This is a genomic window from Ferrimonas balearica DSM 9799, from assembly GCF_000148645.1.
Lineage (GTDB): Bacteria > Pseudomonadota > Gammaproteobacteria > Enterobacterales > Shewanellaceae > Ferrimonas > Ferrimonas balearica.
Genome location: NC_014541.1, coordinates 2,570,621 through 2,587,053, shown reverse-complemented (window position 1 = coordinate 2,587,053; position 16,433 = coordinate 2,570,621). Strand labels below are relative to the sequence as shown.

At 61.7% G+C, this 16,433-nt stretch carries 20 protein-coding genes; 19 read left to right on the top strand and 1 reads right to left on the bottom strand.

Going from position 1 to position 16,433, the window contains the following annotated elements:
- Positions 1–62 precede the first annotated feature (62 nt).
- Entirely contained in the window at positions 63–683 is a 621-nt protein-coding gene (gene flgA, locus FBAL_RS11820; protein ID WP_049779465.1) for a flagellar basal body P-ring formation chaperone FlgA, read from the bottom strand.
- Between the two features lie 244 nt (positions 684–927).
- On the opposite strand from flgA, the gene flgB reads away from it, so the two are divergent.
- From flgB to FBAL_RS11725, 19 genes are all read left to right on the top strand, one after another.
- Positions 928–1,278, top strand: coding sequence for a flagellar basal body rod protein FlgB (gene flgB / locus FBAL_RS11815; protein ID WP_013345825.1), 351 nt, complete (start codon positions 928–930; stop codon positions 1,276–1,278).
- A 2-nt stretch (positions 1,279–1,280) separates the two neighbouring features.
- Entirely contained in the window at positions 1,281–1,697 is a 417-nt protein-coding gene (flgC, locus tag FBAL_RS11810; RefSeq protein WP_013345824.1) for a flagellar basal body rod protein FlgC, read from the top strand.
- 3 nt (positions 1,698–1,700) lie between these two features.
- The gene (locus FBAL_RS11805) at positions 1,701–2,369 is read left to right on the top strand and encodes a flagellar hook capping FlgD N-terminal domain-containing protein (protein WP_013345823.1); all 669 of its coding nucleotides are present in this window, start codon (positions 1,701–1,703) and stop codon (positions 2,367–2,369) included.
- A 23-nt stretch (positions 2,370–2,392) separates the two neighbouring features.
- The gene (gene flgE, locus FBAL_RS11800) at positions 2,393–3,616 is read left to right on the top strand and encodes a flagellar hook protein FlgE (RefSeq protein ID WP_013345822.1); all 1,224 of its coding nucleotides are present in this window, start codon (positions 2,393–2,395) and stop codon (positions 3,614–3,616) included.
- Between the two features lie 10 nt (positions 3,617–3,626).
- Positions 3,627–4,355, top strand: coding sequence for a flagellar basal-body rod protein FlgF (flgF, locus tag FBAL_RS11795; protein WP_013345821.1), 729 nt, complete (start codon positions 3,627–3,629; stop codon positions 4,353–4,355).
- 15 nt (positions 4,356–4,370) lie between these two features.
- Positions 4,371–5,156: a flagellar basal-body rod protein FlgG gene (gene flgG / locus FBAL_RS11790; RefSeq protein WP_013345820.1), complete on the top strand. Its 786-nt coding sequence runs from the start codon at positions 4,371–4,373 to the stop codon at positions 5,154–5,156.
- A gap of 43 nt (positions 5,157–5,199) precedes the next feature.
- Entirely contained in the window at positions 5,200–5,865 is a 666-nt protein-coding gene (gene flgH, locus FBAL_RS11785) for a flagellar basal body L-ring protein FlgH (RefSeq protein WP_371877087.1), read from the top strand.
- Positions 5,866–5,874: 9 nt separating this feature from the next.
- Positions 5,875–6,969: a flagellar basal body P-ring protein FlgI gene (locus FBAL_RS11780; protein ID WP_013345818.1), complete on the top strand. Its 1,095-nt coding sequence runs from the start codon at positions 5,875–5,877 to the stop codon at positions 6,967–6,969.
- Positions 6,969–7,397 (top strand): rod-binding protein, encoded by a 429-nt coding sequence (locus tag FBAL_RS11775; RefSeq protein WP_013345817.1) that lies wholly within the window; start codon positions 6,969–6,971, stop codon positions 7,395–7,397. Before FBAL_RS11780 ends, FBAL_RS11775 begins: the two co-directional genes overlap by 1 nt.
- Positions 7,397–8,770, top strand: a complete 1,374-nt coding sequence (gene flgK / locus FBAL_RS11770) for a flagellar hook-associated protein FlgK (RefSeq protein ID WP_013345816.1) — start codon at positions 7,397–7,399, stop codon at positions 8,768–8,770. Before FBAL_RS11775 ends, flgK begins: the two co-directional genes overlap by 1 nt.
- A 12-nt stretch (positions 8,771–8,782) precedes the next feature.
- Positions 8,783–9,697: a flagellar hook-associated protein FlgL gene (gene flgL, locus FBAL_RS11765; protein WP_013345815.1), complete on the top strand. Its 915-nt coding sequence runs from the start codon at positions 8,783–8,785 to the stop codon at positions 9,695–9,697.
- Between the two features lie 11 nt (positions 9,698–9,708).
- Positions 9,709–10,728 carry a hypothetical protein gene (locus tag FBAL_RS11760; protein WP_013345814.1) on the top strand — a complete coding sequence of 340 codons (1,020 nt, stop codon included), beginning with the start codon at positions 9,709–9,711 and terminating at the stop codon, positions 10,726–10,728.
- 147 nt (positions 10,729–10,875) lie between these two features.
- Entirely contained in the window at positions 10,876–11,310 is a 435-nt protein-coding gene (locus FBAL_RS11755) for a hypothetical protein (protein ID WP_013345813.1), read from the top strand.
- A gap of 256 nt (positions 11,311–11,566) precedes the next feature.
- A complete protein-coding gene (locus FBAL_RS11750; RefSeq protein WP_013345812.1) occupies positions 11,567–12,382 on the top strand; it encodes a flagellin N-terminal helical domain-containing protein in 816 nt (271 codons plus the stop codon).
- 417 nt (positions 12,383–12,799) lie between these two features.
- Positions 12,800–14,125, top strand: coding sequence for a flagellar filament capping protein FliD (gene fliD, locus FBAL_RS11745; protein ID WP_013345811.1), 1,326 nt, complete (start codon positions 12,800–12,802; stop codon positions 14,123–14,125).
- Between the two features lie 23 nt (positions 14,126–14,148).
- Positions 14,149–14,529 carry a flagellar export chaperone FliS gene (fliS, locus tag FBAL_RS11740; RefSeq protein WP_013345810.1) on the top strand — a complete coding sequence of 127 codons (381 nt, stop codon included), beginning with the start codon at positions 14,149–14,151 and terminating at the stop codon, positions 14,527–14,529.
- Positions 14,498–14,836: a hypothetical protein gene (locus FBAL_RS11735; protein ID WP_013345809.1), complete on the top strand. Its 339-nt coding sequence runs from the start codon at positions 14,498–14,500 to the stop codon at positions 14,834–14,836. The genes fliS and FBAL_RS11735 overlap by 32 nt, the downstream gene beginning before the upstream one ends.
- A 1-nt stretch (position 14,837) precedes the next feature.
- On the top strand, positions 14,838–15,959 hold the full coding sequence (locus FBAL_RS11730) for a flagellar hook-length control protein FliK (protein ID WP_013345808.1): 1,122 nt from the start codon (positions 14,838–14,840) through the stop codon (positions 15,957–15,959).
- A gap of 14 nt (positions 15,960–15,973) precedes the next feature.
- On the top strand, positions 15,974–16,429 hold the full coding sequence (locus tag FBAL_RS11725) for a flagellar basal body-associated FliL family protein (protein WP_013345807.1): 456 nt from the start codon (positions 15,974–15,976) through the stop codon (positions 16,427–16,429).
- Positions 16,430–16,433 lie beyond the last annotated feature (4 nt).

Here is a 16,433-nt window from a genome sequence, read left to right as displayed (position 1 = left end):
CTCACTGCTCAGGGGGAAAATTTCTTGTCACTGTCAAAAAAGCGACCCCTCGGCGTCAAAACTTAAAACCGGGTTTGCACTTTTCCTGGTGCCACCGGGTAGGCGGTGATCACCTGGCCCGAGCTGAGGTTGCGCACCCGTACCGGCTGCCCCTCGGAACCGGCATCCAGGGCCACCCCTTTCATCACCGCACTGAAGCCACCGCCGGCCGCTTCGATCAGCACCTCCTGACCGAGGCTGACCCAGTTGGGGGCGGTGACCTGGCTGTGGCGGATCGGCTTATCCGCCCGGATCGCCCGGCGCACACTCTGGCCCACCAGCGCATCACGGGCAAACACCCAATCCTGACTGGTCACCCCCAACTCACGCTTGGCCAGGGTCAGATCACTGGCCTGGATGGTGTGGCCCCGGCCAAGGCGATGGCGTGCCACCGGCAGTTCCGCCACGGCACTGACCCGGGCACGAATGTAGTAGCGCCATCCCTCTGCCGGACAGCTGACCTGACGTTGAATGCGCCCCAGCGGCAACGCCTGATCGGCGGGCGGGTCAACCCGCAGTGGAGTGGGGCAGGGGGGCTGACTGGCCAGTCCGGCGGTGCCATCCACCCGAACCTGTCGTTGATGCAGTGCCAGGCCGTGGCGCTGGCTCCAGTCACTGAGTTCGCGGTTGAGCTTGGCTTCCATGGCAAGCCGAACCTGGCGTTCGGCGCTGGCGGAAGCGTTGTCATCGGCCTGGAGGAAAGGCGGAAACAGGAGCCAGAACAGGGGGAACCAAGCGGAAAGGCGGATTCCTGTTTTTGCGGAAGGATTTCTGTAAGTCATTGACCCTAAAAGAATTTAAACCTTGGCACGGTTCTTGTTGTGTGGATGGCGCCAACCACTATGGTGGCACTGCCGTTTAGCCGAGACAAGTGAAGAAGGAGTCATCATGGCAATCAATCTCGATGCCGCCCTTGGGGTTCACGGTCAGACCCTGGATTTCCGGGTGGAGCGCGCCAAGGTGCTGTCAGGCAACCTGGCCAACGCCGAAACCCCCGGATACCTGGCCCGCGACCTGGACTTTTCCAGGCTGATGACCCAGCTGGAGCGGGGCCAGGCGACGGATCGTAACTACGACCACGCCTACCGGGTGCCGTACCAGACCTCGGCAGACGGTAACACCGTTGAACTCGGACAGGAGCAGGCCCGGTTTTCCCAGAACGCCATGGATTTCCAGACCAGCCTCACCTTTCTGAACATGAAAATTCAGGGCCTGCAAAAGGCCATTGAGGGCCGTTAATCATGTCTTTTGTCGACATCTACCAGATCGCCGGCTCAGCGATGAACGTCCAGAGCATCCGCCTCAACACCGTGGCCAGTAACCTGGCTAACGCTGAGGCGGCGGCACCGGACGAAGCCAGCGCTTACCGCGCCATTAAGCCGGTGTTTCAGACCCTGTATGAGCAGGGCAATGGGGGCGGTGTGTCCGCCAACGTCCAGATCGCCGGGGTGGTGCAGTCCGATGCGCCGCTGGAAAGCCGCTATGAGCCGGACCACCCGATGGCCAATGAGCAGGGTTACGTTACCTACTCCAACGTCAACACCGTCCAGGAGATGGCCGACATGATGGCCGCCACCCGGGCATTTGAAACCAGCGTCGACATCATGTCCCGTGCCCGCTCCATGCAGCAGGGCCTGCTCAAACTGGGGGGAATGTAACCCGTGAACAGCTACGCCATTGACGGTGCCCAGGGCACCCAGACCAGCGCGGATCCGCAGGTCACCAACAACCCCAACAGCTCCACCGCGCTGAAAAACGAGTTCCTGACGCTGATGGTGGCGCAGATCCAGAACCAGGATCCGCTCAACCCGCTGGACGGCACCGAATACGTGACTCAGCTGGCCCAGTTCTCTCAGGTGGAGAGTCTGGAGCATCTGCGACTGGGTCAGCAGAACCAGGCGATTCTGATGGAAAACCTGCAGGTGCTGGGCACCACCAACCTGATCGGCCGCGAAGTGCTGGTGGACGCAGACAGCGTTGAGCTGGGCACCGACACCGTCAACGGCAAGATCTTCCTGGAGAACGGCGTGGAGTCGCTGACCCTGGAAGTGACCGATGAGAACGGCGACGTGGTCGCCACCATTGAGAAGGGCAGCCAGTCCAAAGGAGAGGTGGAGTTCGAGCTGGACCCGGAAGCCCTGGGCCTGCCCCCGGGTGAGTACAGCCTCAATGCCAAGACCGTGGCCGGTGGTGAGAACGGCGAAGCCCTCACCATGGTTGCCGCCACCGTCAACAAAGTGCACATCAACTCCGCCACTGGCTACATGATGCTGGAGCTGGGCCACGGCCTGGGCGCGGTATCCATTTTTGACATTCGTGAAATGGCCTGACGGCCAGCAAAAAGGAATCCCTCATGTCTTTCAATATTGCTCTGTCCGGCCTGCGCAGCACCAGCCAGGACCTGAACACCATCTCCAACAACATCGCTAACGTCTCCACCCCGGGCTTCCGCGGCTCCCGCACTGAGTTTGCCTCCGTGTACGCTGGCGGTCAGGGTGGCGGTGTTGCGGTGGCCAACGTTTCCCAGAACTTCAACACCGGCGGTGATGTGCTCTACACCGGTCGTGAACTGGACATGGCCATCTCCGGCTCCGGTTTCTTTATGACCAACAACCAGGGCACCACCACCTACACCCGCTCCGGCATGTTTGCCCAGGACAAAGACGGTTATGTGGTGGACTCCCACGGCGGCAAACTGCAGGGCTACCAGGTGGGCCCCAATGGCCAGCTGCTGACCGGTGCGGTCACCGACCTGCAGGTACAGACCGGCTCCCTGCCGGCCAACGCCACCACCAGCATGGGCCTGGTACTGAACCTTGACTCCCGTAACGACGCGGTGGACCCGGCCAACTTCGACCCGGCCGATGCCTCCACCTACCACGCGCTCAACTCCACCAAGATCTACGACTCTCTGGGCAATGAGCACAACCTGACCCAGTACTACATGAAGACCGGTCCGAACCAGTGGGAAGTGCGCTACGAGCTGGACGGCACCGATGTGACCGCGTACGCCTCTGACACCTCCATCACCTTTGATTCCAACGGTGCGCTGGTTGGCGGTCAGGACCTGACCCTGAACATCCCGGACAACCTGGTGGACGCCGACGGCAACCCGATTCTGGACGGCTCTTCCGCCCTGGACATCTCGCTCTCCTTTAACGGCGCGACCCAGTTTGGCTCCGACTTCGCGGTGGCCAGCATGCGCCAGGACGGCTACTCCTCCGGTGAACTGAGCGGCATCCGCATCGACGACAACGGCATGCTGTATGGCGTTTACACCAACGGTCAGGACCAGCTTCAGGGCCAGGTGATTCTCGCGAACTTCGCCAACCCCAACGGTCTGCAGCAGGTGGGCAATACCGCCTGGACCGCCACCTTTGCCTCTGGCCAGCCGGTCACCGGCGCCGCGGGTACCGGCACCATGGGCAGCCTGACCGCCGGTGCCATCGAGGGCTCCAACGTCGACCTGACCGGTGAGCTGGTCAACCTGATGACCGCCCAGCGCAACTACCAGTCCAACGCCAAAGTGATCAGCACCCAGGACAAGCTGACCCAGGCGCTGTTCTCCGCCATCTAAGGGCTGAGCTATGGATAAGCTACTTTACACCGCCGCCAGTGGCGCCAACCGGGTGATGGAGGCGCAAGCGATCCGCGCCAACAACCTGGCCAACCTGAACACCAACGGCTTCCGCGCCGATCTGGAGCGGGTGCAGGCCCACGCCTTGGGCGGCAGTGGCCTCAATACCCGGGTGATGGCTCAAACCCAGCAATCCGGCGCCAACCTCAGTGCCGGTGAGCTCAACGCCACCGGCCGCACCCTGGATGTCGCCATTCAGGGCGACGGCTGGCTGACGGTGCAGACCGCCGACGGTGAGGCCTACACCCGCGCCGGTGCCATGGTGCTGGACGCCGATGGCTTCGTGACCATCGATGGCCGCGCTGTACTCGGCCTCGATGGGCCGATCCAGCTGCCGGAGTACCGTGAGCTCAACATCGGCGAAGACGGCACCATCAGCCTGCTGCCGGCGGAAGGGGGCCTGATTGAAGAGGTGGGCCAGCTCAAACTGGTTAACCCGGAAGGCAACGCCCTGGAGAAAGGCACCGACGGCCTGATGCGCCTGCGCGATGGCGAGATCGCCCCGCAGGATGAAGCGGTTCAGCTGGCCAGTGGCTTCCTCGAAGGCAGCAACGTCACCGCCGTGGAGGAGCTGCTGGCGTCGATGTCGTTGTCCCGCCAGTTCGAGCTTCAGGTCAAGTTGATGAAGAGCGCGGAAACCCTGGCCCAGTCCGGCAACCGCCTGCTCCGTGACGCATAACAGAGAGAATTAACCATGCAATCCGCACTGTGGGTCAGCAAAACCGGCCTGACCGCCCAAGACACCAAAATGACCACCATCGCCAACAACCTGGCGAACGTGAACACCACCGGCTTTAAGCGCGACCGGGTCTCCTTTAACGACCTGTTCTACCAGACGCAGCGCCAGCCCGGCGCCATGGCCGACCAGCAGAACGAGCTGCCCTCCGGCCTGCAGCTGGGTACCGGTGTGCGCATTACCGGCACCCAGAAGGTGTTTACCACCGGCGACATCATCACCACCAACCAGCCGCTGGACCTGGCCATCATGGGCCAGGGCTTCTTCCAGGTGGAACAGCCCAACGGCGACTTCGCCTACACCCGTGACGGCCAGTTCTACCGCAATGCGGACGGCCTGGTGGTGACCTCTGAAGGGATGCCGCTGGTTCCGGCGGTGGAGATCCCGGAAGACGCACTGACCGTGACCGTCGGCAGCGATGGCATTGTGACCGCGCAGATCGCCGGTGACGCGGTGCCGCAGGAGTTGGGTCAGATCACCCTGGCCAACTTCACCAACCCGGCGGGCCTGGAAGCCTTTGGCAACAACCTCTACCGCGAAACCGCCGCCTCCGGTGTGGCGATTGAGGGGATCCCGGGTGATGCCGCCATTGGCCAGCTCAAGCAGGGCACCCTGGAGGGCGCCAACGTTAACGTGGTGGAAGAGATGGTGGAGATGATCTCGACCCAGCGCGCCTACGAGATGAACGCCAAGGTGGTTTCCTCCACCGACGACATGCTCAAGTACCTGAACCAGGTGCTGTAAGGAGGACGCCATGAACGGCTGGAGCCGACAACGTGCTGGCTGGGTGGCCAAGGCCATCGCCCTGCTGAGCCTGATGGTGCTGAACGGATGCAGCACCACTTACATCCCGGAGCCGGTACAGCCGGACGCGCCGGAATACGCGCCGCCGGCGCTGGAGTTTTCTCTGCCCACCCCGGCCCACGGCAGCCTCTACCGCAAGGGCTACAACCTGGCCCTGTATCAGGACCGTCGTGCCTACCGGGTTGGCGACATCCTGACCGTGGACCTGGAGGAGAAAACCCAGGCCAGTAAGAAGGCGGACACCAGCACCTCCAAGGACTCCAGCCTGCAGGGCTCCGGCTCCTACGGCTTTGGCAGCAGCACCGGATCCGGCCAGGCCCAACTGGGGGGCGGAAGGGATTTTTCCGGTAACGGTTCCTCCTCCCAGCAGAACCAGCTGACCGGCGCCATCACCGTCACCGTCTCCGGCGTACTGCCCAACGGCGTACTGGTGATCCGCGGTGAGAAGTGGCTGCGCCTGAACCAGGGCGATGAGTACATTCGCCTGGTGGGCCTGGTGCGTCCCGAAGACGTCGACCAGGCCAACCGCATCTCCTCTCAGCGCATCGCCGATGCCCGCATCAGCTACGGCGGACGCGGCACCCTGGCGGACGTCAATGCGCCGGGTTGGGGCATGCGCTTCTTTAACGACCCGATCTTCCCATTCTGAGGCGAGGCTATGCGATCTCTATTTGGACTCCTGCTGACTGTCCTGCTGCTGGCACCCGTTCAGGCGCGCCCGCTGATGGACATTGTTGATGTGCAGGGTGTGCGTGAAAACCAGCTGGTCGGTTACGGCCTGGTGGTGGGCCTCGATGGCACCGGCGACAAATCCCAGGTGCGCTTCACCAGCCAGTCTGTGGTCAATATGCTCAAGCAGTTCGGCGTGCAGCTGGATGACCGCATCGACCCGAAGCTGAAAAACGTGGCGGCGGTAGCGGTGCACGCCACCGTGCCGCCCCTGGCGAGCCCAGGTCAGACCGTCAACGTCACCGTCTCCTCCATCGGTGACGCCAAAAGCCTGCGCGGCGGCACCCTGTTGATGACGCCGCTGCACGGTGTGGATGGCGAGGTGTACGCGGTGGCCCAGGGCAACCTGGTGGTGGGTGGTATCACCGCTGAGGGCCGCAATGGCAGCTCCGTTACCATCAACACCCCCACCGTGGGGCTGATCCCCAGCGGCGGTATTCTGGAGGCGGACATCCCCTCCACCTTCACCGAACTGCCGGACATCGTCCTGAACCTGCGCCAGCCCAGCTTTAAGACCGCCCGCAACATCGAGCGCAGCGTCAATGACCTGTTTGGCCCCGACGTGGCCCGCGCCCAGGACCACGCCAAGGTGCTGGTGCAGGCACCGATGGACCCGCGCCAGCGTGTCACTTTTATGTCGATGCTGGAGGAGCTTGAGGTGGAAGTGGGTCGCCAACGCCCCCGCGTCGTGTTCAACAGCCGTACCGGCACCGTGGTGATTGGCCAGGAGGTGCGGGTACAGCGCGCCGCAGTCAGCCACGGCAACCTGACGGTGACCATCACCGAGCGTCAGCAGGTCAGCCAGCCCAACGCCTTTGGTGGCGGCGACACCACGGTGATTCAGGACAGTCAGATCGACATCAGCCAGGGCAGCGCCAACATGTTTGTCTGGCCGGAAGGCACCAGCCTGGATGAGATTGTGCGGGCGGTAAACAGCCTTGGGGCGGCGCCGACCGACCTGATGGCGATTCTGCAGGCACTGGATGAAGCCGGCGCCCTCGACGCCGAACTGGTGGTGATCTGATGAACCGAATTGATCCCAATGGCAGTGCCCTTGGCGGCCTCAACGCCAACACTCTGAAGCAGCAGCACGGTGAAGCCGGAGCGGTGCGCGAAGTGGCGCGCCAGTTTGAAACCCAGTTTCTGCAAACCGTGCTGAAGCAGATGCGTTCTGCCACCGATGCGCTGAAAGACGACGAAGGCCCGCTCAGCGAGAAGCGCGGCGTGTTCCACGATTTCTACGACGCCGAGTTGGCCCAGAACATGAGCCGCAACCAGGGAATGGGGTTGGCGGAGGTGATGGTGCGCCAGCTCTCTCCCAACAACGACGGCGGGCTAAAGCCGGAGGCCGCTGCGGTCGCCCATAACGGGCAAGAGATGCCACCCCAAGTGGTGCCCATCCGCGCCATGCAACCGGCCCTGGTGATCCCCCGGGCCGATAAGGAGTCGTAATGAACATGCTTGGAAATGGCCTGTCGGGGCTGCACGCTGCCCAGATGCACCTGGCCACGACATCCAACAATATCGCCAACGCCACCACCCCCGGCTACAGCCGTCAGCAGTTGCTGGTCAGCGCCCGTCCCGGTGGTTTTATGGGCGCCGGTTCCGGTGTTCAGGTGGATGGCGTTCGCCGGGTGGCGGACGAGTACCTGACTGCCCAGATCTGGCGCGCCAGTACCCAGGCCGGGTTCTCCACCACCAAGGCGTCCTATCTGGGCAAAACCGAAGAGGTGTTTGGCTCCAAGGGCGCCAGCATCTCCATGGGGCTGGACAGCCTGTTTGCGGCGCTGAACTCCTCGGTGGAGAGCCCCAACGACATCGCCACCCGCCAGAGCGTGATGAACGAAGCCAAGTCCCTGGCCAGCCGTTTCTCCACCATCAACCAGAGCCTGGAAAGTCAGCTCAAGCAGGTGGAGGAGCAGATCAAGGGCTCGGTGACCGAGGTGAACACCCGGCTGGAGAACATCGCCCGCATCAACAAAGAGATCCAGCGCAACATGAGCAACGGCGATGTGCCGCCTCAGCTGCTGGATGCCCGTGACCAGGCGGTGGCGGAGCTGTCTGAGATGGTGGACATCCGTACCACCGAAAACGCCGACGGCACCATCAACATCACCCTGCCCAAGGGCCAGCCGCTGGTGCTGGGCACCTCTGCGGCCAGCTTTGAAACCTTCCCGGACCCGGCCAATCCGCAGATGTCCTCGCTCAGCCTGACCATCGGCAACACCACCTACGAGATACAGGAGAACGTGGGCGGCAAGATGGGCGCGCTGTTTGACTACCGTGATGGCAGCTGGCAGCAAAGTCGCGACTTTATCGACGAACTGGCGATGCAACTGGCGGACGGCTTTAACAGCATCCTCGCCAACGGCACCGACCTTAACGGCAACCCGCCGGCGCTGGACCTGTTCACCTACGACCCGGATAACCCGGCGGGCACCCTGAAGGTGACCGACGGCTTTACCGCCGAGATGCTGGCTTTTGGTCAGGACGGCACCCCCGGTGATAACAGCAACCTGAAGGATCTGCTGGCCTTTGCCGACACCAAGCTGACCTTCACCTCGCTGGGCAGCGACGCCACCCTCAATGAAGCGTACGCCATGTACCTGGGGGAGCTGGGTATCCAGAGCCGTCAGGCCCAGCTGGAGTCGGACTCCGCCGATGGCGAGCTGCTGCGCGCCCTCAATGAGCGTGACGGTGTCAGCGCCGTTAACCTCGACGAAGAGGGGATCAACATCATCGTGTACCAGCAGGCCTATCAGGCCAACGCCAAGGTGATCAGCACCGCTGATCAGTTGTTCCAAACCATGATGACCATGTTCTAAGGGGCCCGCACCATGCGCGTATCCATGCAACAGATGCACCGGCTGAACCTCAACAGCATGCAGATGAACCAGGCCAACTACGGCAAGGTGCTGCAGCAGATGAGTTCCGGTAAGAAACTCAATGTGCCGTCGGACGACCCGCTGGGCGCGGTGCAGTCATTGAGCCTGCAGCGCGAGCAGGCCTCGCTGAACCAGTACATGACCAACATCTCCAGCCTGCGCATGAGCCTGAGCCGCTCAGAGTCGACCCTGGATAACATGAACAATGTGCTGTACCGGGTGCGGGACCTGTCCCTGCAGGGCGGTAACGGCGCGTTGACCCATGAGGACCGCAAAGGGATCGCGGCCGAACTGCGGGTGCTGCAGGACTCTTTGGTTGAGCACGTCAACGCCAAGGATGAGAAGGGCAAGTACATCTACTCCGGCAACGAGGTGGACACCCCGCCGGTGGCACAGGATGCCAGCGGTAACTGGGTTTACCAGGGGGACCTGTCCCAGCGTGATGTGCCGGTGGGTGAGGGCAACTGGATCCCCGGTAATGACACCGCAGGTGCCATCTTCTTTGCCGGCGGAGAGGACATCTTCAATGGTCTGAGTGAGTGGATCGACGTGCTGGAAGACCCGACTCTGGTGCCCGGCGACCCGGCCTTTGATGCCGCCATGGACAAGGCGATGCGGACCATCGACAACACCATGGCCAGCATCGGCCAGACCATGACTGAGCTGGGTGGCCGTCAACAGGGCATGGACCTGCTGGAAACCGCTCACCAGGACATTGGCATGTTCAATCAGGAGCTGATTGGTGAGATTGAGAACCTGGATTACGGCGAAGCGAGCCTGTCGCTGGCCACCTACCTGATGGCCCTGCAGGCGACCCAGCAGAGCTACGTCAAGATCAACCAACTCAGCCTGTTTAACCATCTGTAAGGAGACACACGATGGTCAGCGCCGTATCAGACACACTGTCGGTTCAACAACGTCGTCAGGCTCAGTCTGCCCCGATCAGTGAGGCTGGCGCGGGCCTGGCGGGTAAGGACAAAACCAAGTCCGGTGTCGCCTTGCCGCAATGGCGGATGGAGAGCTATCGCCGCTGGGCGTCGGTGGGCCAGGGCCAGCATCAGGTGGCGGCGGCTCAGACCGGCGCTCAGGTGCTGCGTCAGGCCAAAAGCCAACTGACCCTGCTGGAGCGCCAGGTGGAGCAGGCGCTGCGCCAGGGCGGTGGCGACAGCCAGGGGATGTCACAGCAGCGTGACCGCCTGTTGAACCTCAATGCGGAATACCGGGGAGCGCCGCTGATTGATCAGCAGCTCAACCTGATCCGTGGTAAAAAGGGCGCCGCGCCCCGTCAGTACGCCATCAAAGGCGCGGATCTGGCCGCCGCCAAGCCCCGGGATGAGCGGGTCAGTGTGCAGTTCGGCGATAAGCGCACCGAGTTTATGCTGCCAGGCGGCGTGGAGTCTGACCGGGTGATGGGCGCACTGAAAAGTGGCCTGTCTGAGCTCGGTATCCAGGTTCAGCGGGGCAGTGACGGTCGTCCGGTGTTGGTGCTGGATAAAGCGCAACAGGTGCAGCTGGAGGGCGGTCTGCGCATGGCCGGCCAGGGACAGCGCCTGCCAGCTGGCGATGGGGTTAATATCAAGACCCAGGAGGTCTACCCCTGGGCGGACCCGCGCGAGTGGCGTTTTGAAAGCCTCGATCAACTCAAGCAGGCTCAGGCCAAGATCCGTAAAACGCTGAACAAGGTGGAGAGCCAGATTAGTGAGCTGGACAGCCTGCAGGCAGCGGTCTCGGCGCGGCTTGATAAGATCCGGCGCCATACCGGCACCGGCGATGTTGACTCTGTGATGGCGGAACTGAACCGCGAGCTTGCCCGCTCGCCGTTTTCCTCCCAGGTGGGGGCATTGCTTGCCCAGGCCAATCTGTCCCGCTCCCAGGTGACCGACCTGTTACGCGCCTGAAACGCAGGTCAGAACGAAAAACGCAGCCTCCGGCTGCGTTTTTTTATGGCTGCGGCCCGGAGACAGTGACCGATTCGCTCGGCCGCCGTACCGCCGATGGGGAGGGCACTTTAGTTTTGATCATCGAACAGACTACTGGAGCACCGCATGGGCCAATTAACAGAGAGCGGTGGCAGCCAGCAAACCACGATCATGCTCACCGGCATCGACTGTCTGGTGGGGCAGGGTGTCGACCAGCGCACGCTGGCTCACGCCTTGACCGCCTGCTTTGGCGTGGCGCCGGATTCCGTGATCGCTGACCACCAGATTGAAGACCATATCGACACGCTTATCTGCAGCCCAATCTGGGCCTGCTGGCAGCCGATGTCCGCGGCATCACCCTGGGCGTTCAGGCTGGCCATTGACGGCACCGATGAGTGCGAATGGCCACAATGGCAGCAGCGGATGGCCGCATTCTCCCGTCGTCTCGATGTGCCCGTATGGTACAACGACGAGACCAAACCGTTCAGTGACGCGATGTGGGTGGTCGCCCCAAACGGCCAGTTATGGCCCGACAGCGTCGATTGTGATTGTCTGATTTAATCTCCATTGCCACAGGTTGCTCACCGCCCGCTGCCGACATCGAACACCGCTTTTCTCTCCTGTCCCTGTCACGCTGGCCTTCATCCACCTTAAAATTCAGCACTGCCCCTTGAGTGAAAATTAAAAATATACCAACAAAAACAATCAGATAATGTTGTTGGTCAAAATTTTTTAAGGGGGCCGTTTAAGGAAATCGTAAGGGAGGACGTTTTGACTAAGTGCAACAGTTAAACAGCACTTCACTGGAGGAATCCCCATGCTGTCTATTCAAACTAACTACAACTCTCTGGTAGCCCAAAACAACCTGGGTAAATCCAACTCTGCAATGGGCACCGCGATGGAGCGTCTGTCTACCGGTTTCCGCATCAACTCCGCTAAGGATGATGCTGCTGGCCTGCAGATTGCGAACCGCATGGAAGCGAACTCCCGTGGTATGTCCGTTGCAATGCGTAACGGCCAGGACGCCATCGGTATGATGCAGATCGCTGAAGGTGGTCTGGACGAAATCACCAACATCGCCCTGCGCATGAAAGATCTGGCCACTCAGTCTGCTAACGGCACCAACAGCGCCGCTGACAAAGACGCTCTGGACGCCGAATTCCAGGAGCTGACCGCTGAAGTTACCCGTATCATGGGCACCACTGAGTTCAACGGTAACAACGTATTTACCGCGTTCACCGGTGGCGTAACCTTCCAGATTGGCGGTTCTACCAACGCCAACGACAAGCTGACCGTCACCGCTGACACCACTGACATCACCACTGCTCTGGCTGGTCTGGACATTGGCGACGGTGGCGATACCGATGCGGCCATTGACGGTGTTGTTGCTGCCATCGACGCAGTAAACGCCCACCGCTCCACCCTGGGTGCCAACATCAACCGTGTTGAACACACCATCAACAACCTGTCCAGCGTTGTGGAAAACACCGAAGCGGCCAAAGGCCGTATCATGGATACCGACTTCGCGGTAGAAACCGCCAACATGACCAAGAACCAGCTGCTGGTTCAGGCCGGTACCAACATCCTGGCCCAGTCCAACCAGATGGGCGGCCTGGTAATGGGTCTGCTGTAAGACAGCCTCCCTCTCCATAGCCAGAATTCGGGGCCCCCATCGGGGCCCCTTTTTTGTGGCTAAAGCAGCGCTTATGGCGCCGTTAATGCACCTTACCTGACGGTTGGTCGTAGACCGCTTTCCCATGCCCTGTATCGGCGAATCCGAGCTGTTGGCGGTCTCGCTGCGCCGGTTCGCTAAGGCGCGTCAACTCAGCCGGTGCACCATCTCATCGGATTCAAGTCCTGCCCCTTTTGCGCCGCCTTAAACAGCCATGGATAAGCGATTCTGGCGGGCGGAAGCGAGTTTTCCTTCCCCTCGGGACAACCGGAAGTCCCCTTGTCGTCAATTGCCGAAATACGTTTTTAAGTAATTGAAAAAACAAAAACAATTTGGTTGGCATCAAGATTGCTTAAGGGTGCTGACTAAGGAGAGAGTATGATCAGTTCCGGGATTAACCCCGCCGATATGGCTTACCAGCTGATGTTGGCTGAGCGCACCCCCAAGGACCAACTGTTTGCCGTCCAGAAAGCTCAGTACGAGGCGCAGTTGGCGGCGTATAAGGCGATTGAGACCAAGCTCAATAGCTTTAGCGACAGCATGTCCGCCATCACGGATGACGCGTTCAGCAAAAAGGGCGTCACCGTGTCTGACGAGGAGATGGCCAACATCACCGCAGGCAGCGATGCCGCCAGCGGTGACTATGCGTTCTACGTTAAGCAGCTGGCCAGCGCTCATCAGTTGTCCTGGGAGTTCGATTCCATCGACGGCCCCCTGCCAGCGGGTGAGATCTCCCTGAGTGTCGGCGGCGAAACCATGACCCTCAACATGGCGGACTACGCGGACCTCAATGAGGTGCGTGACGCCATCAATAACTCCGACCTGAACCCCGGCGTACAGGCCTCTCTGGTCCAGAGCGGCGATAAAGTTCACCTGGTGTTGACCGGGGCCGAAACCGGTGAGGGCAATGCCATCTCCGTTGCCCACAACGGCGCTGACATTACCGCCTCACTGAATGAGATGGCCAAGGCTCAGGACGCCATCGTGCTGATGGGCGAAACCAATCCCATCGAGATCCGCTCCGCCTCCAACACCCTGGATAACGCCATTTCCGGCCTCACCATCGAGCTGAAACAGGTCCACCAGACCGACGCCAGCGGCAACTTTATCGGTGGTCCGCTGCGGGTCAGCGTGGGTCAGGATAACGAAGCGATCACCGAGTCGGTGCAGACCTTCATCGACGAATACAACGCCCTGATTGATGAGATCGGCAAGTACACCTTCGGCAAGTCTGTCGGCGGTGAGGATGATGATGACAGCGGCGCGGATGTTGGTGTGCTCGCTGGCGACAGCGCGTTGCGAAGCCTGAGCCAACGACTGCGCAGTGAGCTGTATGAAGCCTCTCCGGATGGCCTGCGCCTCTCCGACATCGGCATCGAGGTGACCCGCGACGGCAAGCTTGAGCTGAACACCACCGAATTCGAGGAAGCGCTTAGCACCCAGGGGGACAAGGTACAAAACCTGTTCTCCGCCGAGGGTGGCCTGTTTGACCGCCTGGATTCTGCCATCGCGACCCATACCGCCACTGACGGTTACCTGAAAAACCGTCAGGACTCGATGGAACAGAATATCCAGCGCGTCGATGACCGCATGGAACAACACGATATGCGCATGGAGCAGGTCTACAACCGCTACCTAGCGCAGTTCGTCCGGGTTGAGCAGCTGACTCTGCAGATGCAGCAGTCCAGCAGCCTCTTCTACTAACACACCAACCGTTTGAGAACGCCATGTTAAGCGACCAAAGCCCCTTTGACGCCTATAAGCACACCAACGTGAACGCCCGTGCTGCCGCCGCCAACCAACATGAGTTGGTGCGGATGCTGCTGGAGGGCCTGCTGGAAGAGTTGGCCCGTGCCGAAGGCCATCTTCATGCCAAGCGCGTGGCGGCTAAGGGCGCCAGCATTGGCAAGTGCCTGGACATCGTCCACGGCCTCGACAGCGCGCTGGATCTGGAGCAGGGCGGTGAGATTGCGCAGAACCTGCACCGTCTCTACGACTACTGCAGTCAGCAACTGTTTCAGGCCAGCCTGAAGAACGATGCCAGCCTGCTGGTTCCTGTAGTAAAGGTGATCAGCGATGTCCGTGACGGCTGGCAAAACCTCAACTGACCTGGATGTCAGAGGCCGCTGTCAGCAGTGGCAGAAGTTGGCCAGCTTGTTGACCCGCGCCGCGGAGCAACAGGACTGGGACCAGCTGCGCAAAGTCGATATGGCGATGCGGCAGCGTCTGGAGCAGGCCGGAAGGGCCCAGGACCCGGCGGAACAACACGCCCGCCGGCAACTGGCGGAAGCCCATCGTCTGGCCCTGCATAAGGTGGTTTCAGCCCGGGATGAACTGGCCGGGCGGATGAACAAGCTGCGCCAGGACAAGGAAGGCCTCAGTGCCTACGAACTGACCAAGTTAAGTGGAGAGTAAGGTGCGGATCTTCCCCTCAACCCCCAGCGCGAATGCGTCCGACAGCCTGATGGCCCAACCGGGTGAAGGCCAGCGCGACGCCAGCGCCGATGGCTTCGGCTTGCTGATGCCGTTGGCGGGCCCGGCGTCTCAGGCCCCGGTTGCCCACCAGAGCGGCCTGCCACTTCAGCGCGGTACGGCCCAGCTGGCCCAAGGGGTGACCCAAGACGCTGCGGCCGTGTCGGCACGGACTCCGGTCGACCCGAACGGCCCACAGTCGCCCTCGTTGCTCAGCACCCCGGCGAGCTTCAGTCAGGCGCCGGGCGGCGTTGGCCAACCGGCCACGGTGACCCCGATGGTGCCGTTAGCGGTGGAACCGGGCCGGGCTGACAGCCGGGTGAGTGGTGGGGCCAGCCCGGCCGCTCAGTTGGGCGCCAGCGTTACCGACGCCGTGGCCAGCCTGACCCATCAGGCTAAGGGTCAAAGCCCTTCAGCACTGCCCATTGACAGCCTGGCGACCTCCTCAAGCCAACTGCGACTGGGCAACACCGAGCTGCTGGCAGCGATGCGTCAGTTGACGGCCGCCGAAGCGCCCGGTCTGGCGGCGCAGGCCAGTGACGGTCGACACAGCGAAGCCCAGGCAACGCTGAATGCCGTGGCACAGGCCAGTGCGCAGACACAAAGCAGCAGCGCCGCCCGTGCGTTGCCCCAATGGGGGCCGGTGACCCTGCCGGCGGAACCTCAGCACTGGGCCCGCGAGATGCTGACGCCCCTGCGTGACCAGCTGCGGTTCCAGTTTGAACAACAGATCAAGAGTGCCGAGCTGCGCCTCGACCCACCGGACCTGGGCCGCATTGAACTCAATGTCCGGCTAGAGGGCGAGCGCCTTATCGTGCAACTCAATGCGGCCAACCCAACCGTTCGTGAAGCGCTGCAAAGCGGCGCCGAGCGGTTGCGTGACGAGCTGGGCCAAAGCCACGGCGGCCAGGTGGACGTCGATGTGGGTCAGGAAGGGGAGGGCCGTCAGCAGCGCGATTCCAGCGCCAGCAGCCCCCTGCATCTGGCCAGCTCGATTCACCCCGCCAGCGTGGCTTCTGGCCCGGCGGACGACCGTAACCACCATCAGATTGATGCCCTGGCCTAGGGCAGGAGAAGGACATGCATTCCCAAGGGAGCAATCGCAAACAATTGACCCGCAGCCTGGTGATACTGGCTGCTGTTGCGGGCGGCAGCTACTGGGCTGGCACTCAAACCGCCCAATGGTGGCAGCAGGACGATCAGCGCACCGCCATGACCCCAGCGGCGCACTTCCACAAGCTGGACCGCTTCGTCATCAGTATTCCCGGTGAGCAGTACCAGCACTATGTCCAGCTTGAGCTGGCCATTAAGAGTGAATCCGCAGAGTTCAGCGACGTGCTGACCCAAGCGGAGCCGCTGGTGCGCAACGGGCTGATGCATCTGTTTTCCAAGAAACACTACGAAGAGCTGAGCCAGCTGCAGGACCTCAATGGCCTGCAGAACGAGGTCAAGGTGTTGCTGGCCGACACCCTGCAACGCAACGGCTACCCCAATCAGATCGACGAAGTGCTGTTTACCCGACTCGTGGTGCAATAAGGAC